The sequence below is a fragment of the Streptomyces sp. NPDC049541 genome (genome assembly GCF_044465725.1).
In the GTDB taxonomy this organism is placed as follows: domain Bacteria; phylum Actinomycetota; class Actinomycetes; order Streptomycetales; family Streptomycetaceae; genus Streptomyces.
The window spans coordinates 498,124-522,100 of the sequence record NZ_JBITLY010000004.1 but is presented as its reverse complement, the minus strand read 5'-3'; the positions used below and the strand labels follow the sequence as shown (position 1 = coordinate 522,100).

General features: G+C 69.9%; 16 protein-coding genes and 1 pseudogene. 3 read left to right on the top strand and 14 right to left on the bottom strand.

Going from position 1 to position 23,977, the window contains the following annotated elements:
* Nucleotides 1-32: 32 nt before the first annotated feature.
* The 6 genes from ACIBW9_RS18210 to ACIBW9_RS18185 form a co-directional block, all read right to left on the bottom strand.
* Nucleotides 33-830: an amino acid ABC transporter ATP-binding protein gene (locus tag ACIBW9_RS18210; RefSeq protein WP_398956089.1), complete on the bottom strand. Its 798-nt coding sequence runs from the start codon at nt 828-830 to the stop codon at nt 33-35.
* Nucleotides 827-1,807, bottom strand: a complete 981-nt coding sequence (locus ACIBW9_RS18205) for an amino acid ABC transporter permease (RefSeq protein WP_398956087.1) — start codon at nt 1,805-1,807, stop codon at nt 827-829. Before ACIBW9_RS18205 ends, ACIBW9_RS18210 begins: the two co-directional genes overlap by 4 nt.
* Nucleotides 1,808-2,236: 429 nt before the next feature.
* Complete coding sequence (locus ACIBW9_RS18200) at nt 2,237-3,100, bottom strand: glutathione S-transferase C-terminal domain-containing protein (RefSeq protein WP_398956085.1); 864 nt, start codon at nt 3,098-3,100, stop codon at nt 2,237-2,239.
* Between the two features lie 57 nt (nt 3,101-3,157).
* Nucleotides 3,158-3,268, bottom strand: coding sequence for a putative leader peptide (locus ACIBW9_RS18195; RefSeq protein ID WP_390694027.1), 111 nt, complete (start codon nt 3,266-3,268; stop codon nt 3,158-3,160).
* 61 nt (nt 3,269-3,329) lie between these two features.
* Nucleotides 3,330-4,946, bottom strand: a complete 1,617-nt coding sequence (locus ACIBW9_RS18190; RefSeq protein ID WP_398956082.1) for an oxidoreductase — start codon at nt 4,944-4,946, stop codon at nt 3,330-3,332.
* Between the two features lie 70 nt (nt 4,947-5,016).
* A complete protein-coding gene (locus tag ACIBW9_RS18185) occupies nt 5,017-5,988 on the bottom strand; it encodes a TauD/TfdA dioxygenase family protein (protein WP_398956080.1) in 972 nt (323 codons plus the stop codon).
* Nucleotides 5,989-6,361: 373 nt separating this feature from the next.
* Here ACIBW9_RS18185 and ACIBW9_RS18180 point away from each other — a divergent pair, with 373 nt between their 5' ends.
* From ACIBW9_RS18180 to ACIBW9_RS18170, 3 genes are all read left to right on the top strand, one after another.
* Nucleotides 6,362-7,183: an ROK family protein gene (locus ACIBW9_RS18180; protein WP_398956078.1), complete on the top strand. Its 822-nt coding sequence runs from the start codon at nt 6,362-6,364 to the stop codon at nt 7,181-7,183.
* On the top strand, nt 7,143-8,477 hold the full coding sequence (locus ACIBW9_RS18175) for a PP2C family protein-serine/threonine phosphatase (protein ID WP_398956077.1): 1,335 nt from the start codon (nt 7,143-7,145) through the stop codon (nt 8,475-8,477). The genes ACIBW9_RS18180 and ACIBW9_RS18175 overlap by 41 nt, the downstream gene beginning before the upstream one ends.
* A gap of 89 nt (nt 8,478-8,566) precedes the next feature.
* The gene (locus ACIBW9_RS18170) at nt 8,567-9,583 is read left to right on the top strand and encodes an MASE1 domain-containing protein (protein WP_398956075.1); all 1,017 of its coding nucleotides are present in this window, start codon (nt 8,567-8,569) and stop codon (nt 9,581-9,583) included.
* A gap of 8 nt (nt 9,584-9,591) precedes the next feature.
* Here the strand turns inward: ACIBW9_RS18170 and ACIBW9_RS18165 are convergent, their stop codons facing one another.
* From ACIBW9_RS18165 to ACIBW9_RS18130, 8 genes and pseudogenes are all read right to left on the bottom strand, one after another.
* Nucleotides 9,592-11,496 (bottom strand): ABC transporter ATP-binding protein, encoded by a 1,905-nt coding sequence (locus tag ACIBW9_RS18165; protein ID WP_398956073.1) that lies wholly within the window; start codon nt 11,494-11,496, stop codon nt 9,592-9,594.
* Between the two features lie 199 nt (nt 11,497-11,695).
* Nucleotides 11,696-12,997 (bottom strand): ricin-type beta-trefoil lectin domain protein, encoded by a 1,302-nt coding sequence (locus ACIBW9_RS18160; RefSeq protein ID WP_398956493.1) that lies wholly within the window; start codon nt 12,995-12,997, stop codon nt 11,696-11,698.
* A 45-nt stretch (nt 12,998-13,042) separates the two neighbouring features.
* Nucleotides 13,043-15,031, bottom strand: a complete 1,989-nt coding sequence (locus ACIBW9_RS18155) for an alpha-L-fucosidase (protein WP_398956071.1) — start codon at nt 15,029-15,031, stop codon at nt 13,043-13,045.
* Between the two features lie 95 nt (nt 15,032-15,126).
* Nucleotides 15,127-16,611, bottom strand: coding sequence for an arabinofuranosidase catalytic domain-containing protein (locus ACIBW9_RS18150; RefSeq protein WP_398956069.1), 1,485 nt, complete (start codon nt 16,609-16,611; stop codon nt 15,127-15,129).
* Nucleotides 16,612-16,681: 70 nt separating this feature from the next.
* Nucleotides 16,682-18,280, bottom strand: coding sequence for a glycoside hydrolase family 27 protein (locus ACIBW9_RS18145; protein WP_398956067.1), 1,599 nt, complete (start codon nt 18,278-18,280; stop codon nt 16,682-16,684).
* A 43-nt stretch (nt 18,281-18,323) separates the two neighbouring features.
* On the bottom strand, nt 18,324-19,745 hold the full coding sequence (locus ACIBW9_RS18140; protein ID WP_398956065.1) for an arabinofuranosidase catalytic domain-containing protein: 1,422 nt from the start codon (nt 19,743-19,745) through the stop codon (nt 18,324-18,326).
* Between the two features lie 265 nt (nt 19,746-20,010).
* Nucleotides 20,011-21,462, bottom strand: a pseudogene (locus ACIBW9_RS18135) (endo-1,4-beta-xylanase); the annotation flags it as partial.
* A gap of 54 nt (nt 21,463-21,516) precedes the next feature.
* The gene (locus ACIBW9_RS18130) at nt 21,517-23,964 is read right to left on the bottom strand and encodes an RICIN domain-containing protein (protein ID WP_398956063.1); all 2,448 of its coding nucleotides are present in this window, start codon (nt 23,962-23,964) and stop codon (nt 21,517-21,519) included.
* Between the last annotated feature and the right edge of the window lie 13 nt (nt 23,965-23,977).

Below are 23,977 nucleotides of genomic sequence, written 5' to 3'. Positions count from 1 at the left end.
GAAGTCGTGGGGCGTGCAGGTGTGTCAGGGGGTCAGAGGACCTTGCTGAGGAAGTCCCTGGTGCGCTCGTGCTGCGGCTTGTCGAGGATCTCCGAGGGTGGGCCCTGTTCGACGATCCTTCCGCCGTCGATGAAGACGACCCGGTCGGCTATCTCGCGGGCGAAGCCGATCTCGTGGGTGACGATGACGAGGGTGGTGCCGCTGGTCGCCAGGTCCTTGATGACGGCGAGGACCTCGCCGACGAGTTCGGGGTCGAGGGCGGAGGTGGGCTCGTCGAAGAGGATGACGCCGGGGCGCAGGGCGAGGGCGCGGGCGATGGCGACGCGCTGCTGCTGGCCGCCGGAGAGCTGGCGCGGGTAGGCGCCGGTCTTGTCGGCGAGCCCGACCCGGCCGAGCAACTCGCGGGCCAGTTGCTGCGCTTCGGGCTTGCCGAGCCTGCCGGTGGCGACCGGGGCTGCGGCCACGTTGTCCAGGACCGTCAGATGCGGGAAGAGGTTGAAGTTCTGGAAGACGAAACCGATCCGGCCGCGCTGATTGAGGATGGCCCGCTCGCTCAGTTCCTTCAGCCGGTCGCCCTGCCGCTTCACGCCGATCAGTTCGCCGTTGATGCTGACGTGGCCGATCTCCGGCTTCTCCAGGTGGTTGATGACCCGCAGCAGGGTGGACTTGCCGGAGCCGGACGGACCGAGGATCACGGTCACCTCGCCCGGCCGCACCGTCAGGTCGATGCCGTTGAGGACGCGGTGGGCGCCGTACCACTTGTGCACGTCGTGCACCTCGACGGTGGCGGCCTCGACGTCGGCCAGGGCCTCGAGGGTTTTCGCGCTCATACGGCGGCCTCCCTGCGGATACGGGCTCGCAGGTCGGTGAGACCGGTGCGGAGCTTCTGCAACGGTGTCGGCGGCAGGGAGCGGGTGGCGCCCCGGGCGTAGTACCGCTCGACGTAGAACTGGATGACGGAGACGACGCTGGTCAGGATCAGGTACCAGACGGTGGCGACCAGCAGCAGCGGCACGATGTCGCCGGGGTAGGTGGCGCCCATGGACTGCGCGGTGCCGAACAGGTCGAGCAGTGAGACGTAGAAGACCAGCGAGGTGCTCTTGATCAGGCCGATGAGCTGGTTGACGTAGTTCGGGGTGATGGAGCGCAGCGCCTGCGGGAAGACGATCTTCGTGAACTGGTAGCTCTTCGGCAGGCCCAGGGCCGCCGCCGCCTCGTGCTGGCCCTGGTCGACGGAGAGGATGCCGCCGCGGACGACCTCGGCCGCGTAGGCCGCCTCGTTGAGGCTGAGGCCGATGACGGCGACGACCATGTCGGTGGCGAGCTTGGACTCGTCGAAGGAGAGGAAGGCCGGTCCGAACGGGACGCCGACGCTGAGCGTCTTGTACAGGGCGCTGAAGTTGTAGAGGAAGAGCAGCACCACGATGAGCGGGATGGAGCGCAGCGCCCAGATGTAGGTCCAGCTGACGGCCCGCAGCACCGGGCTCTTCGAGAGCCGGGCCAGGGCGAGGACGATGCCGCCGGCCAGGCCCAACACCGCGCTGTAGGCGGCGACTTCGAGGGTGATGAGCAGGCCGTCGACGATGTTCGGCCGCAGGAACCAGTAGCCGAACCGGTCCCACTGGTAGAACGGGTTGGTCGTCAGGCCGTGCACGAACTGGGCCGCGAGGACCAGGACGACGGCGGTGGCGATCCAGCGTCCCGGCCTGCGCAGCGGCAGAACCCGCTGTGCGGCGAGGGGCTTTGCCTGTTCGTCGGCGGGCGGCGCATCGGCGAGGGCGACGGTGGCGCCAGGGGGTTCACTCATGGTGGGCTCCGGCGGAGTCGGACACCCCACAGGCCGCGGCAGCCCTGCGCTGGAGCGGCTTGCTCAGCGCACGGGTGTGCAGGGGCACCGGGGGCGGGGAGGACAACGGCACACCGCGCGGGCGGTGTTCGTCAGGGGGTGCGGGGGCTGTGGGGAGGTGTCAGCCCCGACAGCGGGCACGGCCCGGTGCGGTACACAGTGCGCTGCTCACACGGAGCAGATCGACGGCACGGTCGGCGGCGAACAGGTTCAGCAGGCTCGCGTACGGCTGTACGCAGCCCTGAGGGCGGCGTGCGGCCGTCCTGGGAGCTGCGTACATGGCGTCACCATCACTGTTCCGGCCCTGGTGGGCCCCGTGCTTACGAAAGGTGGGCAAAGTTAAGACAGTTGCCGGAGGTAATGTCAACGCCGGTCCACCGAGTGGAACGGCTAGCGGGAGGCGTGGGCCGCCCAGTCCAGGATCTGGACAGCGGCTCCGGCGGCCTCCAGGCCCTGGCAACGGGCGTGGTGGCGCCGGGCGATGCCGTCCAGGTCGAGGTGCGGGCCGAAGGCCGGATGGGCGGCCAGCCGGCGGGCGTAGGCCCACAGGGTGGGGTGGCCGGCGATCCGCTGGACGGCACCGGCGTCCAAGTGATTGCGGTGCACGGTGTCGAGTTGGACCAGCGCGACCCACAACTCGACGTCCGCGGCGGTGACTTCGTCACGGATCATGTACGTCCGCCCGACCAGCCACCGCTCCAGTGCACCGAGCGTCTCGAGCAGCGTCTCGAGCGACGCCGCGCGCTCCGACTCCGCACCGCCGGCCGATCCGGCGCGTTGCGCGGCGTCCTGAATGCCCTGCGCGCACATCCGCTCGACGGCCTCGATCTCCGACTCCGCGCCGCACGGGTACGGCGAGGGCCGGTCGCTGCCGAAACGGCGGGCGAGGTCGCGCATGATGTCCGGGGCGTGTGTGCTGACGATCCGTCCGGACCAGTCGTCGCTGAGCACGGGCGCGACGGCCGGACCGGTGTAGTGGTGCGCGCTCGCCTCGTACAGCGGGCGCAGCACGCAGTGGCCGCCTTCGGGGGTGTCGGGGACGGCGGGCAGGAAGGTCGCCGGACAGACGGTGTCCAGGCCGAGCAGGCTGTGGATGACGGCGATGCGCAGGCCGTCCGGACACGCGGTCGACAGATGGAGGCGGTAGCGGCCCGGTACGGCGTAGTGGCCGCTGCGGGCGTCGCTGCCGATCCGGCCGCGGAACGCGGGCGCGGGCTGGGTGGAGGTGTGGGCGGCCAGCGGTGTGACGGACATGGGTCTCCCCGGGTGAGGGCGCGGACGTACGCGCAGCGGAAGCGACGTCGGGCGGACTCAGCCCCGGGGGCTGATCGCACTGCAGACACGCTGCAGATCGATGTGACGGCGGGAGGTGAGGAGAGGCGGACGGATCACTCGGACGGTGACCGGCTCAAGGCGCCCCATGCGTTTCCCTACCTATTCACTAGGATTCTCCTCTGGAGTGTCGGTCCGGCTCGGAGCCACGTCAAGAGGGCCGTCCCGCCATGCGGACAGTGCAGTGGACGCACGCGGCGGTCGCGGCCGTCTCGTTCTTCTGCAGGGCGCGGGTCACGCCCGCGATGACGGCCGTCGTCAGCACCCAGCCGAAGGCGATCAGCAGATAGGCCAGCCACTGGAGGGCGCCGCTCGTCCAGTACCAGGTGGTGCGCTGGCCCAGGCCGCCGATCGGGATCAACAGGTCGAGGGTGTAGACGAGGGGCTGGAACCGTGGCCCCTCGCCCGCCTGCACGCGGGTGGGGCTGTGCGCTCTGAACGTCAGGGTCCCCAGCAAGGTCAGCACGAGCAGCCAGACACCCGCCAGCCAGGGCCGGTAGCCGTAGCCCACGGTCACGTCCAGCAACTGCCCCCAGGCGCGGGCCGCCGGCCGCAGCGTGCGCCGCCGATGCCGCTGCTTGGCCAGCAGCACCCGGCGGGCGTCGCCGTCATGGCCGGCCTTGCGGTACCAACTCGCCAACTGCTCGTACGGCTGGGGGCTGTAGCCGGGGCTGCGTCCTATCCACCGCATGCGGTGCGCCACGGAGCCCGGCCACCCCACCGCCTCACGCCGATCGCCCGCCACGGTCACCTTGATGGAGCCGTAGACGAAGCCGTCCAACTCCACCGTCTGCGGCCAGCTGTGCTCGTTGTCGTGGAGATACGACACCTGCGCGCCCCGCAGGTCCACCGCCTGGGACGGCGGGCGGGCGAGGGTGAGGTCGAAGTCGACGGCCTGCATGAGCGCACACAGCAGGGCCGGGCCGTCACCCTCGCCAGGCCCGTTCAGGACGGCTCCCTGGAAGGTCACGTTGTCCGAGACCCGGGTACCGCGCAGACGCACGGTGCCGTTCGCGGTGAAGCCGCGGGAGAACTCGAGCGTCGAAGCCACGGCGTTGTCCAGGGCGAGGGCCACCCCGCGCGGGCCGGGGCGCTCCAGTTGCGCGCCCTGCATGAACAGCCCGCCCGGCAACTGTGCGCCCAGCAGCCGCACTTCACCGTGCGCGACGAAGCCGCCCCCGCAGAAGAGGCCTCCGTCCGTGACCAGGCCACCGGCCGACAGCGCCCACCCCTCGGGCGCGAGCAGCCGGGCCTTGTTGAGGTTCACTCCGCCGGTCACGTGCGCGTGGGTGAGGGACAGGGCGCTGAGCTCCCGGTGGAAGGTGGAGACCGGGCCGGCCTCCACGGTCGACCCCAGCAGGTCGAGACGTCCTTCGATGCGGGCCGACCCGGCTTCGAGGCCGGGTATCCGGCTGCGGGTGATCGCGACGGTGCGGGTCTCGGCCCCGAAGAGGCTGACGTCCCGCTCGAACCAGCAGTCCTCGATCCAGAGAGGGTGATCGATCCGCGCTCCGGCCAGGTTGATCCGGCCGGTTATCCGCGCGCCCGCAAGCGCCAGGGCGCCCACCGCGCCGGGCTGCACCGCGTGCACACCGAGCAGCAGCGCGACGATCACTTCGGCCCGGACGGTACGCCCGGCCCCCCACCGCCCGCCGTCGGCCACCCGGTCGTCCTCGCCCACACCGGACCGCAGATCCACGCGGCGCCCTTCGGGAAACGCGTCCCACAACTCGCGTTCCGGAGAGGTCAGTTCGTCGTATGACAGCACACGGACAGGGTAGTGATCTCTCGTCGCCGCAGGCCTGCTTCTCCGCTCTCCCTGTGGGCCGCCTTGGACGTCATGCGGGCGCCTTGACGCCCTCCTCGGCGACCTTGCCGTCCGTGGAGGCGCCGGAGGCGATCCCGTACGTCGGCTCCGGCACCGACGTCGGCTCCAGGAGTACCGAGCGGCGGCCGTCCACGCCCACCGGCACGTCACCGTCGATGGTGACGCGACGCAGGGTGCGCGCGTGGTCGCCGGAGTCGTCGACGCCGTAGTGCTGGGTGGCCCGGTTGTCCCAGACGGCGACGTCGCCGGAGCGCCACTGCCAGCGGACGGTGTTCTCCGGGCGCTCGACGTGCGACTGGAGGACACCGATGATCGCCCGCGAGTCCGGGCCGCGCAGGCCGACCAGGCGCTTGACGAAGCTGCCCAGCACCAGGGCGCGTTCCCCGGTCTCCGGGTGCACCCGCACCACCGGGTGGTCGGTGCGGAACTTCGTGGAGGTGAACACCTTGCGGTGCTGCTCCAGTTCGCCGGCGCGTGCCTCCGGGCGCGCCTCCGCGTAGTCGTAGTCGTTGCTGTGCTCGGCCCGCAGGTTGTCCGCCAACAGCTTGAGGGCGTCGGGGAGTTCGGCGTAGGCGGCGGCCGTGTTGCCCCACAGGGTGTTGCCGCCGTACGGCGGGACGACCTCGGCGCGCAGGATCGAGAAGGCGGGGTAGGCGGGCACGAACGTCACGTCGGAGTGCCACTGGTTGGCTCGGCCGCCGTGGTCGTTGTCGACGCCGAAGGCGTACTTGCCGTCGACGGAGGGGACGGTGGGGTGGGCGACGGGCTCTCCGAGGAGCCGGCCGAAGGCCTCGTGGCTGTCGGCGTCGAGGTGGTGCTGGTCGCGGAAGAAGACGACCTTGTGCTCCAAGATCGCGGCACGGATCGCCGCCACCACGGGCTCGGGGAGGTCGCCGCCGAGGCGGACACCGGAGACGACGGCGCCGATGCGGCCGCCGACCTTCTCGACGGCGAGGGTCGCGGCGGGTGCGGTGGAGGTCATGGGAGGGTTCCTCGCGAGGTGACGGCGGTTAGTTGCTTTCCGAGCGGAAGGAAATCCGGGCAGGTGGGGGCCGGGCCGGTGAAGAATGACGGGGGTAGGGGTTCCTCAACGAGCTTGGGCGGCCGCCGCACGCCGGTCAACACTCCCCCGGGCCGTTTCACGACCCTGCAACACGCCCGCCATGCCAGCCGTGGTCCCGGCCACTCCCGGTCGCCAAACCGGCCGGGGACACGGCATGTTGGACCCTGTCACCCCCGCCGGACGGAAACCGCGAGACCGAGAAGGCCTGCCATGTCGACGACCGTTCCCCCCCACCGCGCGCACCTCGGGCGACGGCCGCCGGGAGGCCAACGCCGCGTCGGTGCTGCGGGCCGTGCTCGACCACGGTCCGGTCGCCCGCAGCGGGATAGCCCGGCTGTCCGGGCTGAGTCCGGCGGCCGTCTCCCGCCAGTGCACCGACCTGGCCAGGCTCGGCCTGGTGTGCGAGGTGCCGGAGCTGGTCGCGGCGAGCGGGGTGGGCAGGCCGCAGATCCCGGTGGACCTGCGGACCGGCGGCGCGGGCGGGCCGCTGGTCGCGGGCGTGCACATCGGGGTGCTCGGCGCGGACTTCGGGCTGACCGATCTGCGCGGCACGGTCGTGGCCCGGCAGCAGGTCCGGCACGACGGGATACCCACCGCCGACCTGCCGGAGCACCTGGGCCGTGCACTGGCCCGTTTCATCGCCGACCGCACCCCGGCCGGCGCGAGGGTCCTCGGAGCCGGTGCGGCGATCGGCGGCTGGGTGGCCCCGGAGACCGGCACGGTCGTACGGCATGACGCGCTCGGCTGGCACCAGCGCCCGCTGGCGGCCGAGCTGCGGCGGCACACCGGGCTGCCCGTGCGGGTGGACAACCATGCCCGGGCCGTCGCGCAGTCGGAGCTGCTGTTCGGCCGGCCCGAGGCACGGCGCTCCCTGCTGCACCTGTTCGTGGGCAACGTGGTGGACGCGGCCCTTTCGATCGCCGGCGTGGTGCACAGCGGGCCGCGTTCGGGCGCGGGGGACGTCGCCGGCGAGCGGAAGGGGCGGTTCGCGGACCGCGCCGCCGGTGGAGTAATTGCCGTTCGCCCTGGTCGGCCGTGCGACGCTGGTGTGGGGACCGGTTCAGGAGGCGGCCATGACGGGAGACCGGGAAGGAAGACAGCCCAGGCAGCCTGACCTGAGCGACCTGCAGCTGCGTCTGCGTTCCGAGGTGGGCCGGATCGACGAGCAGCTGCGCACCCTGCTGTCCACCATGGACCGGCTGCAGGGCCTGCTGGACGCGGTGATGGCGATCAGCCGCGAGGTGGAGCTGCCCGCGGTGCTGCACCGCATCGTGACCACCGCCATGGACCTGGTGGGCGCCCGCTACGGGGCACTGGGCGTGCTGAACGAGTCCGGGGAGGGCCTGGAGCAGTTCATCTCGGCCGGTCTGTCCGAGCAGGAACGCAACGCTCTGGCCAAGACCGGCCTGCCTCGCGGCCTGGGCGTCCTCGGCCATCTGATCCGCTGTCCCGAGCCGCTGCGGGTCGAGGACATCCCGGCCCATCCGTCCTCCGCCGGGTTCCCGCCCGACCATCCGCGCCTGCACACCCTGCTCGGCGTCGCCATCAGCGTGCGCGGCGAGATCTACGGCGACCTCTATCTGTCCGAGCGGCGCGACGGGCAGCCCTTCGACGTGTACGACGAGAACGTCGTCGTCGCCCTGGCCGGCGCGGCCGGCATCGCGATCGAGAACGTCCGCCTCTTCGAACGGATCCGGGTCGGAGCCGAGCAGTTCCAGCGGCTTCTGCTGCCCACCCTGCCCGATCTGGGGCCGTTCACCGCCGCCGCCGTCTACCGGCCCGCCGCCGAGCCCAGTCAGCTCGGCGGGGACTGGTACGACGCCATCCCACTGCCCGACGACATGGTGGCCGTCGTCATCGGCGACGTGGTCGGCCACGATCTGCATGCCGCGGCCGCCATGGCCTCCACGCGCAACATGCTGCGTGCGCTGCTGTTCGACCGGCGCAATGCGCCCGGTGCGATCCTCGCCCAGCTCGACCGGACCCTGGAGGCCCTCACCGACAACCCCGTCACGACCACCCTCCTGGCCCGCATCGAACCGGAGGGGCCGGGCTGGCGCCTGCGCTGGAGCAGCGCGGGCCACCTCCCGCCCCTGCTGATGACACCTGACGGCCAGGTGGAGTACCTGCTCGTCGAGCCCGGGCTGCCTCTCGGCGTCGACACCGCGCAGGCCCGGCCCGACCACTCCCGTCTCCTGCCCCCGGCTGCCACCGTGGTCTTCTTCACCGACGGCCTGGTCGAACATCCCGACCACCCCATCGACGAGAGCCTCGCCGAACTCGCCGAACTCGCCGCGGCCCATGCCACCCTGCCCCTGCCGTTGTTCGTCCAGGCACTGGCCGACCACCACCCCAGCGACGGTCACGACGACATGGCCGTCCTCGCCCTGCGCGCGCTGCCCAGCTGACCGGCACCGCCGAGCGGTCCGGCACCGTGGAGGATCCGCGGGATCCGGCGGATGATGGGGTTCGGGCGATGTCGACACGGAGGTCGCCGATGGCTGTCGCGCGGCAGGAACGGCTCCGGCACAGCGGCTCGGCCGCCCTCGAGATCTGTGTCATTGCCGCGCTGTATTTCGGCTCGGCCAAGGTGGGGCTGCTCCAGCAGCTGGTGCGCGGTCAGGTCACGCCGCTGTGGCCGCCCAGCGGTATCGCGGTGGCGAGCCTGCTCCTGCGCGGCCGGCGGGTGTGGCCCGGGATCGCCCTCGGCGCGTTCCTGGTCAACGTGTCGCTGGGGCCGTCCCTGCCGGCCGTGCTCGCCATCGTGGCGGGCAACACCCTCGCACCCGTCTGCTCCTGCGAGCTGCTGCGCCAGGCGGGCTTCCGCAACGCCCTGGACCGTTTGCGGGACGCCCTGGCCCTGATCTTTCTCGGCGCGTTCACCGGCATGCTGGTCAGCTCGACGACCGGCACCGCGACCCTGGCCCTCGCCGGAGTGCTCGGCCCGGGTGACTTCTGGCCGACGTGGTCGGTGTGGTGGACCGGTGACGCGATGGGCGTCCTGGTGGTCACGCCCGTGCTGCTCGTCCTGCGCTCGGCACACCGGCCGAAGGACGCTCCGCCGTCCCGGTGGGTGGAGGGACTGCTGCTGGGGGCCGCCGCCATCGGTGTCGGTTTCCTCGAGATCAGCCGTGCGCCGCTGCTGTTCCTCGGTATTCCGCTGCTGATCTGGGCGGCCTTCCGCTTCCAGTTGGCGGGGGCCGCGCCCTGCGCACTGGCCGTGTCGACCTTCGCGATCATCGCGGCCGCCCGGGGATCGGGCCCGTTCCACGGTCACGACCTGCTCATCAACATGATCACGCTGCAGGCGTTCAACGGCTCCGCCGCGCTGACCGCCCTGCTGCTCGGGGCGGTGGTCAGCGAGCGGAACCAGACCCAGCAGGAGATCGCCCGGGCCTGCGGGCAGCTCGCCGAGATGGTGGCCAGGATGGCCACCGGAGACCTCCGCCCCACGCTTCCCCACCGGCAGAACGAGAGGGATGCGCAGGGCGAAGAGGCCCCCAGACGGGCGTGACCGGCCGGTCAGTGCAGGTCGGCCGGGGCGGGACTGCCGTCCAGGGCGGTGTCCTCCCTCGCACTCTCTGCGACGGCACTGTCGTCCCCAGCAGTGTCGTCCCCGGCACTGTCGTCCACGGCACTGTCGTCGAGGAACCCTCCCGACTGGTGCTGCCACAGCTTCGCGTAGGCGCCCTGGGCCGCGAGCAGTTCCTGGTGCGTGCCCTGCTCGACGATCCGGCCGCGGTCGAGGACGACGAGCCGGTCCATTCCGGCGACCGTGCTCAGCCGGTGCGCCACCACGAGCGCCGTCCGCCCCTCCATCAGCCGCCACAGCGCCTCCTGCACCAGGACCTCGCTCTCGGAGTCCAGGGCGCTGGTCGCCTCGTCGAGCAGCAGGATCGGCGCGTCCCGCAGGATCGCCCGGGCCAGGGCGACCCGCTGGCGCTGTCCGCCGGACAGCTTGATTCCGCGCTCGCCGACCATGGTGTCGAAGCCGTCCGGCAGCGCGTCGGCGAACTCCGTCACGTGCGCCGCCTCGGCCGCGCGGCGGATCTCGGCGTCGGTGGCGTCCGGCCGGGCGAAGGCGATGTTCTCCTTCAGCGTGCGGTGGAACATGGCCGGGTCCTGCGGCACATAGGCGATCAGTCCGCGCAGGTCGGCCTGGCGCATCCGGCTGATGTCCTGACCGCCGACCAGGATCCGGCCGCCGTCGATGTCCATCATCCGCAGGAGGAGCCGTGACAGCGTGGTCTTGCCGCCGCCCGAGCGGCCGACGAGACCGATCTTCGTGCCGCTGGGCACGGCCAGGTCGAGGCCCCGGAAGAGCGGGTCACCGCCTCCGTGGGCGAAGGTCACCCGCTCGAAGCGGACGTCGGCGGGCCCCGGCAGCAGTGGCTCCGGCGACGCCGGGTCGAGCACGGTCGGCGGGACCAGCAGCAGCTCGGTGAACTGTGCGGCCTCCGTCATCGAGCTCTCCAGGCGGCGGTAGATCTGGTTGAACTCGAACATGATCTTTGTGGCGTTGCTGTAGTACGTGAAGGCCACCACGACCGCCTCCACGCCGTGCTCGCCCCCGCCGAGCGCGACCGCGAGCAGCAGGCCCAGCACATTGGTCACTACGGACATCGGCGCGACGAGCGTGTCGATGCGCAGGTTGCCGTAGTCCCACGACCGCAGTGTGAGCCGCCGCGAGTGGGCGACGCGGGTGCGGTGCTCGGCGGCCTCGCGGCGCTCGGCGGCGAACGCCCGGACCGTGTCCATGTTCATCAGGCTGTCGGCGACATGCCCCGACACCCGGGCGATCGCCTCCTCCCGCTGGTCGACGAGGCGCTGGCGGCGCCGGATGAGCGGCGCGACGCACAGCGCCGTCACCGCGATCATCGCCAGCAGCCCGACGACGAGCAGCGGTTCGTAGCGCCACAGCACCACCGACCCGAACAGCAGCGGTACGAGGCTGCCCATGACGCTGAAGGTCAGTGTGTCGGCGAACTCCTCAAAGCGGGAGGCGAAACTCAGCACCCGCTTGGTGAGGGCCCCGGCGAAGTTGTCGTGGAAGAAGGCGGCGTCCTTGGCGAACAGTTCGTCCATGCCGAGCACGTACAGGTGCTCGATGCCCAGGGCGTCGAGGCGGTTCAGGCAGTGCAGACCGATCCGCCACAGCGCCTCCGCCAGCAGCAGGACACCGGCGAAGGCGAGGACGTACGGCAGCGTCGCACCGATGCCGATGTCTGCGTTCCCGGCGATACGGCCGACGAGCTTCGCGACGACCAGCGGCGCGATGTAGTTGATCCCGATGTTGCCGAGAGACGGGAGCAGCATGCCGGGCACGGTCCACACCCGTAGCCGGCCCAACTCCCGTCCGTAGTAACGAAGTGCGAGGAGCACGGAGCCCCTGCGCGGAGACACCTTGCTTGGTTGAGGTGATCCCATCCCGATCCCGTGTGGTAGTTCGGCGGGATGGGAGTGTCCCGCGACGACACCCACGGCGTCCAAGCGTTTTTTGGGCTGATGAGGCCTTCGCCCCATGTGTCACCAGGGATCCGTACAGGGGCAGCCCGTCGGCCCGATCGTCCTGTGCACCGAGGTGCCGGGGCCGGGGAGGCGGCGTGCCGTCCCCGGCCTCAGCGTTTCAGTTCTCCAGGCGCCAGTGCTGGTTCGCGCCGCCCGTGCAGCTCCACAGTTGGATCTTCGTTCCGTTGGCTGTTCCCTGGCCGACGGCGTCCAGACAGAGACCCGACTGCACTGCTGTGATCGTGCCGTCGGGATTCACGTTCCATTGCTGGTCCGCCTGCCCGCTGCAGTCCCAGATCGCCGCCGCGGTGCCGTTCCCCGCTCCCTGGCCGACGCCCAGGCACTTGTTGCCGTAGACGACCAGCTGCTTTCCGGTGCTGTAGGTCCACCGTTGGTTGGAGCCGCCGTTGCAGTCCCACAGTTGTGCCTGGGTGCCGTTGGCGGTGGTGAAGTTGTTGATGTCGAGGCAGCGCCCCGACTGCTGGCCGACGATCTTCTGGTTGCCTGAGGGCTGCGGGTCGGGCGGGGGCGTGCTCGAGCCGAACTGGGTGAAGAACTGCCACACCGCCGCGGACGTCCAGGTGCGCCAGCCGTCACCGGTGGAACCGTCGATGGGGCCGGGGTCGTGGCCCGCCCCGTCGAACGCGGCCCAGACGACGGGGTATCCGGACCTGCATCCTGAGTAGGTGGTGATGATGTGCGTCAGGCTTCCGTTGGCCGGCTCGGGCGGGTTCTGCGGGGTGCAGCCGTTGGCCCGGACGAAGGTGTCGCGCAGTTCCCGTCCCAGTGAGATGGGCAGCACGTTGTCCCGGAGGCCGTGCAGACCCATGTAGGCGATGGGCTGGGTGCCGCCGTTGCACCCGCTGAGGTTCGCGCCGGAGTACACCGCCACCGCGCGGAAGACCGTCGCCCGGGAGCAGGCGAGGGCGTACGACATCGCGCCGCCGTAGCTGAAGCCGGCGGAGAACAGCTGGGTGGTGTCGACGCACAGGCCCGACTCGATCTGGTTGACCAGGGCGTCGACGAAGGCCACGTCCTGGCCACCGGGGTTGGCCCAGCCGTTGCCGTTGCCCTGCGGGGCGACGAAGATCGTGCCGTTGTTCGCGCTGTCCGCCAGGCGCCTGAGGCCGTAGTAGGACCAGTTGTATCCGTCCGTTCCGCCCGAGTCGACGTCGTTCGCCGTGCCGCCCCGCCAGTGGAAGCCGAAGATCAGCCGGTAGGGGTGGTTGTTGTCGTAGCCGGCGGGGACCCGCAGGATGTAACTGCGGTTCTGGCCGCCGCTCTGAATCGTGTGGTTACCACTCGTCAGCGCGGGGGCCTTGCCGCAGCCGCTGCTCGCCGCCGCGGGTGCCCTCAGGCCGCTGCCGAACGAGGTGCCCGCGGTTGTCAGGACGAGGAGCAGGGCGGCCACCAGGGACATGAAGAGCGGTTTGCGTTTCATGCACACCTTCTTCCATGGTCGGATTCAGACGGCGGTGATGGTCCATGCGTTGTTGGTGCTGGAGTTCGGCGTCCACAGCACCGTTGTCGAGCCGTTCGTGGTGCTGCCGCTGCCGTCGAGGGCGGTGCCGGTGCCGCGGTTGACGATCTGGTAGCGGTTGTTGCCGAGGCTGCTGAGCGACCACTGCTGGTTGTTGCCGCCGTTCCAGGTCTCCTGCCGAGCGGGAGCGCCGTTGGCGGAGTTGCCCCAGCTGTCGGCGACCATGCCGTTGGTGCGGTTCACGATGCGGTAGTAGCCGTTGCCGAGGTCGATCAGCTGCCACTGCAGGTTGGTGCTGCCGTCGTAGTTCCACTGCTTGAGGTTGGATCCCGCGGCGACGTTGCCTCCGCTGTCCAACACCAGCCCGCTGGTGACGTTGGCGATCTTCACCCAGGTCGTGGAGCCGCCCGGTGCGCCCAGGACGGGGATCTCACCGGAGAAGGTGAACTTGACCGTGTACGCCAGGGCGTTGAACGGCGGGTTGGCCGAGGGCATGGTGAGGTGCAGGCCGGAGGCGTCCTGGGTCGGTGCGGGCAGGTCGATGGAGGTGCCGGCGGTGTTGCCCAGCAGTTTGGCGCCGGTCAGGGTGCTGAGGTTGATCTGGTTCGAGTTCAGCGTCGTGATCGTCATCGTGCCGCCCTGCCAGCCCAGGGCGGTGGCGTAGAGCACCTTGTTGTCCCGGCTGCGGGTGAACCGGATGTCCTGCGGCTTGCCGGCCACCGGTCCGCTGAACGAGCCGCCGCCCATCTTGGTGGGGCCCTCGCCGTAACTGGTCCAGGAGCGGGTGCCGTAGACCGACTCTCCGAAGCGGCCGAGCCAGTCGCCCATGGCGAGCAGGATGGACTGCTGCCCGGAGGGGATGGTGCCGTCCGCCATCGGGGCGATGTTCAGCAGCATGGTGCCGCCCTTGCTGACCCGGTCGATGAGCGAGTGCAGCAGGGCCTGCGTCGAGTAGTAGCCGATGCCGACCGTGTAGCACCAACTGGAGGAGGAGATGCTGTCGTCGGTCAGCCAGTAGGGGGTGAGCAGTCCTGCCGGGCCGCCGCGCTCGAAGTCGAAGACCTCCCCCTTGTTGTCGAGGCCGTCCTTGTAGGTCGCGACCACGTCCTTGTTCCACGCGACGGCCTGGTTGTAGTAGTGCGCGAGGAACTGCAGCCGGTAGGACTCCTGTACGAGGTTCAGGTCGAAGTCCTGCCAGACCAGGTCCGGCTGGTAGCCGTCGATGACCTCGACCAGCTTGTCGTACCAGAGCTTGTTCTCCGCGGCCGAGCCCTGCTGGCCGTAGAGGATCCGCAGCGCCGGGTCGGACTGGGAGGGCACATGGTCGTAGTAGCCGTTGAAGTGGTAGGCGTGGTGCAGCGAGGCCATGAACTTGAGCCCCTGCCCGCGGATGGCCTGCGCGTGCAAGCCCACGAGGTCGAGCCGTGGGCCGTGCTGGACCGAGTTCCACGGGTTGGCGCGGCTGTTCCACATGGAGAAGCCGTCGTGGTGCTCGGCGACCGGGCCGGCGAATCTGGCGCCCGCGGCCTTGAACAGCCGTGCCCAGGCGTCCGGATCGAACTTGCCGCCCTGGGAGGCGAGTTTCGGGGCGAACTGCACGTAGTTGCCGGCCTTGTCGCGGGCGCCGTCGATGAAGTTGTGGTATGGCCAGGCCGAGGGGTCGCCGTAGGTGGCGATGTGGTGCTGGTTCTCGGCCGAGCCGCCGATGTACATGTTGCGCGGATACCACTCGTTGCCGAAGGCGGGGACGCTGAAGACGCCCCAGTGGTAGTAGATGCCGAACTTGGCGTCCTGGAACCAGGTCGCGGCCGGGGGGTGCTGGTCCACGGAGGACCAGCTCGGGGTGTAGCTCGCGGGGCCGTCGGTCGCGGCGGCCTCGGGGGCGAACCGCAGCAGCCCGAAGGCCGTGGCCGCGCCGGCCGCCGCCAGCAGTCGGCGCCGGCTCAGCGGCAGGGAGGAGGGGGACGAAGACATGGGGGTCCTCTCGGTTGACGGTGCGCGGGTGCGGGGCTCGGTGGTCGTCAGCCGGTTCCGGCACGCGTAGGAGCCGTCGGCCCCGGGTCACCGGGTCAGTTCAGTGACCATTGCTGGTTGGACTGGCCGTTGCAGGTCCACAGTTCGACGGGGGTGCCGTTGGCGGTGGCGGCGCCCGTGACGTCCAGGCACAGACCCGAAGGGACGCTGGTGACGGTGCCGTCGGCGTTCAGCGTCCACTGCTGGTTGCTCTGGCCGTTGCAGGTCCAGGTGATGACCTTGGTGCCGGGGCTGGTGCCCTGTCCGGAGGCGTCCAGGCACAGACGGCTGCCGCCGGAGCCGACGGTGAGCTCGTGGGAGGCGGTCCGGGACCAGGTCTGGTTCGCGGCGCCGGTGCAGTCCCTGATCTGGGTCTGCGTGCCCGGCGTCGTGGACCCGCCCGGCACCTCAAGGCACCGGCCCGCGCCCACCGCGTGCAGCGCACCGGTCGTCGTACCACCGCCGCTTGTCACCCCGTAGCCGGCAGCGGTGACGGCGGCCTGGACGGCGTTCTCGGTGGCGTCGGAGGGGTAGCCCGCCGTCATCGCGCCTTCGAAGAACTCACCGACGCCATTGGGACTGTTGTCTCCGCCGGTGCCGAGCAGGACCGAGCTGTCGACCTTCATCGGTGAGTAGCCGTTCGGCAGGGGGCCGGAGAAGGTGGTGGTCAGGCCGCCGCTCGCGCCGTTGCCGTACTTGAGGGTGAAGTTGGTGGTGCCGTTGTTCTTCAGCCACGCGCTGACGAACGGGTAGTGCACACCCGGGTTGTTCGGGTCCTTGTTGGAGCCGGTGTTGGTGTGGAACATGCCGTTCTCCAGATCGGCCTCGACCCAGGGGCCGCTTCCGGTGCAGCCGCCGAACCAGCAGGCGTTGCCCCAGTAGATGGCGTTCATGGTGGCGTTGCCGGTGTCGGTGTGGGAGTTCTCGCCGCTGCCGTAGTCGAAACAGCACCACTGGTTGGTGTAGTTCGACGACGTCACCATGTAGAGGCCTGCGGGCTGGGAGCCGGTGGGCACGCCGTTCGCGTGGTCGATCCGGTAGCCGACGCCGGGGGTGACCTTGACCCCGAACACCTGGTGGCCGGCCGCGGTCACCGGCAGGGCCATGGCGTCCGCTCCGACGTCGGATCCGTTCGGGCCGGGGCCCTTCCAGTAGCCGCCCCAGGAGATCGGCAGGTCGTTGTGCCTGGCGGTCTGGTCGTAGATCTTCGTGATCGTGCACGAGGTGCCCCGGCAGTACGACACCTGGGACGCGGCGTCCGCGTACCCGCCCGCGCCGAGCACCCCGATGTCGCGGTAGCCGTGGTCGGAGGACCGCTGGATCTGGTACAGCGGCCCGTTGTACGAGGCGAACAGCGCCCTGGTCGTGGAGTGCGCCGTCACGCAGGGCGTACCGCCCGCCGCGTAGATGTCGCACGGGAGCGACACGTCCGCCGCGGACACGGGCGCCGGTGCGCCGAACACGGCCAGCGCCATCGCCAGGGCGACCAGGAGCACTACGGGAAACCGCCTGCCCCGGCGGTGTGTTGCTGATCGGAGCACGGTAACCTCCTCTGTCGCGGTGCCGTCGCACTACGGCACCGAAGCTGCCGGTGGCCGTGGGGAGAAGGAGTCAGCCCAGCGTCCACCGCTGACTGCTGCTGCCGTTGCAGGTCTCCAGCTCGGCCAGGGCTCCGTCAGCCGAGGACCCTCCGGTGACGCCCAGGCACAGGGCGGACTGGACGCCCTTGATCGTGCCGTCGGAGTTCAGCGTCCACTGCTGGTTGGTCTGGCCGTTGCAGTTCCAGATCTCCACCTTCGTTCCCGGAGTGGTCTGGTTGTTGTAGGCGTCCAGGCACATCTGGGAGCTGCCGGAGTAGACGGTGAGCTGGTTGGAGGTGGTGTGCGTCCAGGTCTGGTTGGCGCCGCCGTTGCAGCTCCAGATCTCCACCTGGGTGCCGGCCGTCGTGGTGGAGTTCGGCACGTCCAGGCACTTGCCGGCGCCCACCGCGTGCACCGCACCGGTCACGCTGGTGCCGCCGCCGCTGGTGCCGCCTGCGACCCGGTACATCACGGTGCCGTGGGCCGGCACCCGGGCGCTGATCGTGCCCGAGGTGGTCGAGGACGCCCCCGACCACAGGTCGGTGAGGGTGTAGGTGGACGCCCCGGTCTTGCCGATCGCGGCCGCGGTGGTGGTGATGGTCGCGGTCGAGCCTGTCTCGTTGAACAGCGCCACCGACACGTCGCCGTTGGCCAGCGGCTTCGCCAGCACGTCCAGGCCGCCCGAGGACGACACCATGGTGCCCTGTTTACCGAGGGGGTCCTGGTCGACCGCGATCACCCGGGAGTTGGTGAGCGTGGTAAGGGTGTCCGAGCTCGCCTGGGAGATGTTGGTGCCCGCGATGAGCGGCGCGGCCATCTCCGCCCACAGGCTGAACTCACTGCGGCTCTCGGTCGTCGTCAGTGAGCCGTTGCCGACCTCCAGCATGTCCGGGTCGTTCCAGTGGCCGGGCCCGGCGTACGAGGCCAGACCGACGTTGCTGTGGAAGATCGACAGCATGCTGGAGTAGTCGGCGGTGATGTCCCCGGTGGTGCGCCAACTGTTGCCCACGTCCGCGCCCCAGGTCCACACGTTCTCCTGGCCCCAGTTGCACAGGCTGAACAGGATCGGCCGGCCGGTGGCCGCCAGGGCGTCCCGCATCGCGGTGTACCGGGTCCGTGCCGACACCCCGGTGTTGTTGCAGTTGTCGTACTTCAGGTAGTCGACGCCCCAGGCGGCGAAGGTCTGTGCGTCCGTGGTCTCGTGTCCGAGGCTGCCCGGGTATCCGGCGCAGGTCGCGGTGCCGGCGTCCTCGTAGATTCCCAGCTTCAGCCCCAGCGAGTGCACGTAGTCCGCAGTGCCCTTGATGCCGTCGGGGAACTTGGCCGGGTCCGGCACCAGGCGGCCGCTGGAGTCCCGGTTGTGGGTCATCCAGCAGTCGTCGATGTTGACGTACGAATAGCCCGCCGCCTGCATGCCGTTGGTGTGCATCGCCTGTGCCGTGGACTTGATCAGCGACTCGGAGACGTTGCAGCCGTACGCGTTCCAGTCGTTGAAGCCCATCTGCGGGGTGAGCGCCAGTCCGTTGCCGAGCGCGGCGGCGGGCTGCGCCGTGCCGAGGGAGACGAGGGGCGCGGCCACGGCGAGCAGCACGGCCGAGAAGGCGAGCGCCAGGGTTCTGCGCAGGGGCATAAGTCATCGACTCCTGAAGCGAGTGGGGAGCGGTGGGAGGAGTTCAGCGGTAGCCGGCGGCGGTGACGTTGGCCTGCACCGCGTTGTCGGTCGCGTCGGAGGGGTAGCCGGCGACGACGGCTCCTTCGTAGAAGGTGCCGGCGCTCAGGTTGGCGCCTCCGCCGGGCTTGCAGCAGTCGCCGCCGCTGCCCAGGACGATGGCCCCCTGCTTCTTCATGGGGCTGTATCCGCCGGGGAGAGCGCCGTCCCAGAGGGTGGTCAGGCTGCCGGACTGGGCGTTGCCGCCCTTGAGGGCGAACCGCGACGTGCCGTTGTTCTTCAGCATCGCGGTGACGAACTTGTTCGCGAACGCCCGCTGGTTGGTGTTCCAGGACTGACTGCCACCGGAGTACAGGCCCCATTCGAGATCGGCCTGTACCCAGGGACCGCTTCCCTGGCAGCCGCCGAACCAGCACTGGGTGCCGAAGTTGATCGCGTCCATCGCGCCGGCGGCGTCGGCCTTCCGGGTGGTCTCGCTGTTGCCGTAGTCGAAGCAGCAGCCGTTGTTGACATGGGTGCCGCTGGTCACCATGTACGCCCCCTCGGGTGCCGCGCCGGTCGGCACGCCGGTGAGGTGACCGTCCCGCCAGTAGCTGTTGCCGGGGTTGATGTACAGCGAGTACGCCTTGGTGCCGCCGGCGGTCAGCGACTCGGAGGTCGCCTTCGCGGGGCTGCTCTGGCTCGATCCCGGGACCTGGGCCGAGCCCTGGTACCACAGGTCGTTGCCGTGTCCGGACTGGTCGCGGACGACCGTGATCACGCACGAGGTGCCCGCGCAGAAGGAGTCCTGCGCCGCCGCGTCGGCGAAGCCCCCTCGCGTCAGCACGCCGATGTCCCTGGTCGCGTTGTCCGAGGCGCGCCTGACCTGGTACAGGGAGCCGCCGTACGAACCGTAGAGCGCCCGCACGGTGCTGTGCGCGGCGACGCAGGGGGTGCCGCCCGCGGCGTAGATGTCGCACGGGCCGGATCCGCCGGGCGGGGGTGCCGGGATGCTCCACTTCTGGTTGCTCTGGCCGTTGCAGGTCCACAGGATGACCGCGGTGCCGTTGGCCGTGCCGGCTCCGTCGACGTCCAGGCAGAAACCGGACCGGACACCGGTGACGGACCCGTCGGTGTTCTGTCGCCACACCTGGGTCGCCCGCCCGTCGCACGCCCGGATGACCACCGGGCCTCCCGGAGCAGTCCGGTCGTCGTAGGCGTCCACGCACCGGGTGCCGTTCATCGTTCTCAGCTCACCCGCCGAGGTGAACTCGAACGCCTGGTTGGCCTGTTCGTTGCAGTCCCAGATCTGCAGCGCGGTTCCGGGCGTGTCGGCATTGCCCTTGACGTCCAGGCACCGCCCCGACGCCGTGCTCACCAGGGGTGCCGACGACGCCGGCGCCGACCATGTCGGCGCGGTCGTCAGCGACAAGGTGAGCAGGGCCATGACACATACAGCGGCGGCCGATAACCGTGGCCGCCGAGTCATGACGTATCCACAGAGAACCCTCAGACATCCCATGTCGCATAGGTGTCCCACAGGCCCACACCCCTGTCAATAGAAGTCGCGGGCCGAATCGGTGGCCGATTCATCCCATGTTTCTACTGGTCAGAACGCCATGAGGGCATGCCGGAACCCGCGTCCGGCGACGGCCGCCGCGCCGGACGCGAGTGTTCGTTGCGGGTGCCCTGACCGGGCGCCGATCACCTCACCTGAAGTTCCAGTGCTGGTTGGCGCCGCCGTTGGAGTCCCAGATCTGGACGGGGCTCCCGTTGCCGTTCTGCCCGGCCGGAACCTCCAGCGCCCGGCCGGAGGCGACGTTGGTCAGGGTGTAGGAACCGTCGCCGTTCCGGCTCGCCCTCCAGTGCTGGTTCGCACCGCCGTTGCTGTCCCAGATCGTCAGCCGCGTGCCGTTGCCGGTCTGGCCACCGGGCTCGTCCAGCACCCGCCCACTGGCGATGTTGGTCAGCGTGTACGAGCCGTCGCTGTTCTGGTTGGCCCGCCACTGCTGGTTCGCGGCGCTCCCGTTGGCGTCCCAGACCTGCACCGGCGTGCCGTTCCCGGTCTGCCCGCTCGGCACGTCCAGCACCCGCCCCGCGGAGGCCACGCTCACCTGGTACACCTGGCCCGAGACGATGCCGCCGCCGGGGTTCCCGGTGCCGCCGCCCAGAGCGGTCAGGGTCGCGTCGTAGGCGGCCTTTTTGTTGCCGTTGTTGTCGAACAGCAGCGGGTTCTCGCCCGTCCGCCAGGAGTCGCTGTCGCGGATGCCCCACACGGTGATGCCGGTGCAGCGGGCGACATTCATGCAGGCCCTGACGGTGTTCGCGTACGCCGACGCCGGCGCCTGCGCGATGTCCAGTTCGGTGATCTGGACGTCCACGCCCAGGGCGGCGAAGTTCGACAGGGTGGTCTGGAAGCTGGCGGGCGGGCCGCCGGTGCCGAAGTGGGACTGGAAGCCGACGCAGTCGATGGGCACACCGCGGGACTTGAAGTCGCGGACCATGTTGTAGACGCCCTGGGTCTTGGCGTCCGACCAGTTCTCGATGTTGTAGTCGTTGTAGCAGAGCTTGGCCGAGGGGTCGGCGTTCCGGGCGGTACGGAAGGCCTCCTCGATGAAACCGTTGCCCAGGACGTCGTGGAACACCGAACTGCGCTGCTGGCCGCTGCCGTTGTCGGCGAACGCCTCGTTCACCACGTCCCAGGCGTAGATCTTGCCCTTGTAGTGGGTCATCTCCTGGGTGATGTGGTTGTTCATCACGCTGCGCAGGGTGTTGGCGTCCCTGATGGAGCTGACCCAGCTGGGCAGTTGGGAGTGCCAGACGAGCGTGTGTCCGCGCATCCGCTGGCCGTGCGCGGTGGCGTGGCTGACGATCTGGTCGCCGGGCCCGAAGTTGAAGTTGCCGCGGGACGGTTCGGTGGTGTCCCACTTCATCTCGTTCTCCGGGGTGATCATGTTGAACTCCCGGTCGAGAATCGTGGAGTACGTGCTGTCGCCGAGCCGCCCGGCGGCCACGGCCGTGCCGAAATAGCGGCCGCTGTCGGCCGCGGCCGCGCCCAGCGTGCCGGATGCGGCATGCGCGGCGGGGCTCGCCGGGCCGACCAGGGCCAGTGCCGTGCCGACTGCCAGTCCGAGGGCGGGCAGGGGTAACGAGTACTTCTTCATCTGTGTTCCTCACTGGTGCGGGACAGTGGGTGGGTGAACGAGGACGAGGGCCGGTCAGCGGGGGGTGAAGTCCTGGTTGCTGCCGGCCGTGTTCTTGCAGGGCCACTGGTCGAGCTGCTGGCCGAGGTTGCTGCCGCCGCCGTAGGCGTCGAGGCACAGGCCGCTGTTCTTGTTCTGGAAGGAGTACGAGCCGTCGGACTGCCGTACCGGCAGCCACAGGCTCGCGGCCGCGCCGTCCGGGGCCTGCTGCACGATGTCGGGCGTGCCGGCGGTCGTGGAGCCGCCCGACACCGCGACGACCTGTCCGGAGTGCTGCGCCCTGAGCTGCCCGTAACCGCCCGAGGCCGGTACGAACTCGAACTGCTGGTTGCCCTGCCCGTTGCAGGTCCACTGGTCGATCGCGGCGCCGGCACTGGTGGAGTTTCCGTACACGTCCAGGCACAGACCGTTGCTGCCGATCACCAGCTGGTGGTGGCCGGCGGGGAAGCCGCCGTCACCCGACGACTGCACGCCCGCCTGCCGGATGACCTGCCTGGCGCCCTGCGGCCAGTCGGTGCCGCTGACCAGGACGTTGCCGGTGAGGACGTTGTTGTGTGGCGGGCCGGTGGCCACGTAGGTGTTGCCGCCGTTGTACCAGTTGCCGGAGAAGGTGCTGTCGTCGGTGTGGTTGTTCGCGTTGGCGTTGGTGAGCGCCCAGTTGCCGGCGTCCTGCACGACGTTGTCGGACACCTTGAGATACCGGGAGCCCTCGTCCAGGTACAGCGCGGTGGTGCGGTTGTTGTCGTACATGTAGTTCTCGGAGATCACCGAGCCGGGCATGGCGGACAGGCTGTAGATGCTGCCGCCGTCGAACATCGCGTTCTTGGTGTCGAAGACCAGGTTGTGCGAGACGGTGTTGTTCTTCAGCGTCGTGGGAGTGCTGTAGACGGGCTGGTAGTTGTACGTGCCCCGGTTGGCGTAGTCCTGGCTGCCGCCCGGGTCGTTCATCCCCCAGCCCCAGCCGATGTCGATCCCGTCGTAGGGCAGGTGGTCGCACTGGTTGTGGGTGATCGTCGCGTTGGTGACGTAGGTGGACAGGATGCCCGCGGTCTCCTTGTAGTCGGTGCCCACGCCGCTGACCTTGTTGTTGCTGACGGTGATGTCCCGGTTGGTCATCTGCGGGTTGCCGGGGTGGTGCGCGTCCGGCTGGATGCCGCCGACCTGGATGCCGCTGCCGGCGATGTCGGTGAACGTGTTGCCGGTGACGGTGACGTCGCTCGCGCCGAGTCCGGTGCCGGAGGCCGTGGCGACGCCGTCGTTACCCACGCCCAGTCCGGCCTGTCCGAGTTCGGAGAACGTGTTGCCGGAGAAGGTGATGCCGACGGCTGCGGAGACCTGTACGGCGGCAGGCATCTGCACCCAGTGGTTACGGGTGGCCTCGAACTGTGTGCACCCTGACTTGCAGGTGCTCAGCCAGTTGGCGGGCATCGCGAAGGCACCGGTGATGTGCGCGCCGCTCTGCTGGTCCGCGTAGCCGTCGGGTCCGCTCGGGCCCAGCCAGGACGTTCCCGTGAACCGGATGCCGCTGAAGGCGAGACCCCTCACCGGTGAGTCGTAGCTGCCGCTGACGCCGAGCAGGCTCTGCAGCCGGGGCAGTTCGACGTCGAGGCTGTTCGGGTTCTGCCCGGGCTGGGCCCGGTAGTAGAGCTCGCCGGTGGACGAGTCGAGGTACCACTGTCCGGCCTGCTTGAGGAACGCGTAGTTGTTCTCGAGGTACATCGTCCCACCGGCGAACGGCGCGTTGATCGTGTCGTAGCCCCAGGAGTTGTTGTTCCACGCGGGCTGCTGCATGGTGATCGTTCTGCCGCTGATCGACTGGACCGGTGCGTAGCGGTCGGTGAAGGAGTTGATGCTCTCGACTTCCATGTGCTTCTGGTCCGAGAGGCCGGCCAGGTAGTCGAGGGAGGAGTCGTTGATCGTCAGGCCGGTCTGCGTGAAGGTGAAGCCGGAGCGGGGCACCTGGATCGCGGCCCGCGGTGCCTGCTTGCCGTTCACGTACAACTGACGTGTGTTCACGCCGGTGCCGACATGGACCGACCAGATGTTGCTGTTCTGGTCATGCACCTGCCAACCCGATAGCTGCTGGGCGCCGCTCACGACCGGCTGCTGGCCGGCCATGGCCTGGTAGGTGATGGTGTGGCCGTTCTGACCGCCGTCTCCGGAGCCGAAGGTCAACGGCCTGGGCAGCCGGTAGGTGCCACCGGCCAGGTACACCACGACGTCCGCGTCGGCCGAGAGCCGGTGCGCGGGCTGCTGCGCCTGCTCGATCGTGGCGAACGGCTGCTCGGCGGTGCCGTTCCCGCCGGGAGCCGCACCCGGCGCCACATACAGGGCGGCGGCCGCCATCTGGCGCTCGGCGGGTACGGCGTGCGCGGCCCCGGTCGTGGCCAGGCTCTGGGCCAGTAGGGCGAGCAGGGCCAAGGGGGCGGCCCAGAGGCCGTGGAGCGCTCTGGCTCCGGACATCGTCATCCTCCAG